A 1,744-nucleotide genomic window follows, 5' to 3' on the forward strand; every position below is an offset into this window, starting at 1 on the left:
CCCCCGCCGCTGTTTCACAGCGGCGGGGGTTTTCCGTATTTCCAAAGCTTTGCGGAATCTATCCGCGGCAGAACTTCTCGACGTAGTTATCGATCGCGTTCTGAATGATCTCGACCGCGGTTTCGGGTCCGGCCACCTCGTTGACGGCGGTCTGCTTCCCCTCGAGGGACTTGTAGACGCTGAAGAAGTGGCGCATCTCGGCGAACACATGCTCGGGCAGCTCGCTGATGTCCTTATAGTGGTTGTACATCGGATCCTCAAAGGGGATCGCGATGATCTTCTCGTCATTTTTTCCGTTGTCGATCATCGAAATGACGCCGATCGGATAGCAACGCACGAGGCTCAGCGGAACAAGCGCCTCTGAGCAGAGCACCAGCACGTCGAGCGGGTCGTTGTCGTCGCCGTAGGTGCGCGGGATGAAGCCGTAGTTGGCGGGATAGTGGGTGGAGGTGTAGAGGATCCGGTCGAGGATGATCAGCCCCGTCTCCTTATCCAGCTCATACTTGTTCTTTCCGCCCTTTTGGATTTCGATCACGGCGATAAAGTCGTTTTTGGTGATGCGCTTGGGCGACATGTCATGCCAAATATTCAATCCGATAACCTCTTTTCAAAACTTCTCTGTCCTGTAAAGCGTCTGTCAGGATGATTTTAGCACACCACCGCCCAATTAGCAACCTACCACTTGGTTTTCGTCTCCACGACCTTGCCTACGATGGTGAGCCGCCCAATCTCCCCGCCGATGAAAACCTGCGTCTGATAGGCGGGATTGAAGGGCTGCAAAATGACTGCGCCCTCCTTTTTGAGCACCTTTTTGAGGGTGCCCTCCTCCCCGTCAACGAGCACGACGGCCAGATCCCCGCTCTCCACGTCGGGCTGGCTGTGGACGAGCGCGAGGTCGCCGCTGCTGATGCGCGGCTCCATGCTGTCCCCGCGCACGATCAGGTAGAAATAGTCGCGCGGGTTTTTGACGTTCGCGGGCTCGCTGCCGTAATCCTCCTCAAAGGCGTAGGCGTCGTAGCCCGCCTTGACGGTGCCGAGCACCGGCACGAGCACCTCCGCGCCCGGCCACACCGGCGCGGAGGGCGCGTCGTCCCGCCCGAGCAGGCCGTCGGCCGAAACGCCGAAGAGGTCGGCAATTTTGCGCAGCGTGCCGGGGTCGGGGGTGGAGCGCCCCGTCTCCCACTTGCCGACCGCCTGCTGGCTGATGCCGAGCTGCGCGGCCAGCGCGCCCTGCGAAATTTTGCGCTCCTTGCGAAGCGCCCTCAACCGTTCGGAAAACATCGATCTTCTCCCTTTCCCGGCGCGCGAAGGGAACCTGATGTCCGGCCTGCGGCGCCGCCGTCCCCGCAGTCATTTATACTGGCAGTTATATTTTACATCAATAGGTTGTATCTGTCAACTCAAAAAATCAAAAAAGTTGTAAAACCGCTTGACAACAACCAACGGTTGTTGTATATTGAAAATACAAACATTCGTTGTTTTTTAGCAGTCCGGACGCCCCCTTTTCCGCGCGGGAGGCCGTCCGCTGAAAAACGGTCGGCGCGGAGGAAGGAAGGCATCCGAATGAAACTGTTCTATCATATCCGCTATCTGTTCCAACTGCTTACGGTGGTTTCTGCATTTCTGGTCCTCGGTTCCCTCGGCGCGTGGGAAACGGGCGGCATCTCCCTCTGGGAATGTATGCTCCAGCTCGCCGCCTTTACCGCGATCGGCGTTTTCTGCGCGCGGGCGGGCTCCAAAAAGC

3 protein-coding genes are annotated in these 1,744 nt (G+C 58.2%); 1 reads left to right on the top strand and 2 read right to left on the bottom strand.

Features of this window, described 5'->3' with window-relative positions; translation table 11 throughout:
• Positions 1-58: 58 nt before the first annotated feature.
• Positions 59-592, bottom strand: a complete 534-nt coding sequence (locus RDM88_RS12755) for an inorganic diphosphatase (protein ID WP_308755200.1) — start codon at positions 590-592, stop codon at positions 59-61.
• An 83-nt stretch (positions 593-675) separates the two neighbouring features.
• A complete protein-coding gene (locus tag RDM88_RS12760; protein WP_308755201.1) occupies positions 676-1,281 on the bottom strand; it encodes an XRE family transcriptional regulator in 606 nt (201 codons plus the stop codon).
• Between the two features lie 282 nt (positions 1,282-1,563).
• On the opposite strand from RDM88_RS12760, the gene RDM88_RS12765 reads away from it, so the two are divergent.
• Positions 1,564-1,744 (top strand): hypothetical protein (locus tag RDM88_RS12765; protein ID WP_308755202.1); only part of this gene is annotated, 181 nt, incomplete at its 3' end.

It is taken from the genome of uncultured Anaerotruncus sp. (assembly GCF_902490045.1).
In the GTDB taxonomy this organism is placed as follows: Bacteria; Bacillota; Clostridia; order Oscillospirales; family Ruminococcaceae; genus Anaerotruncus.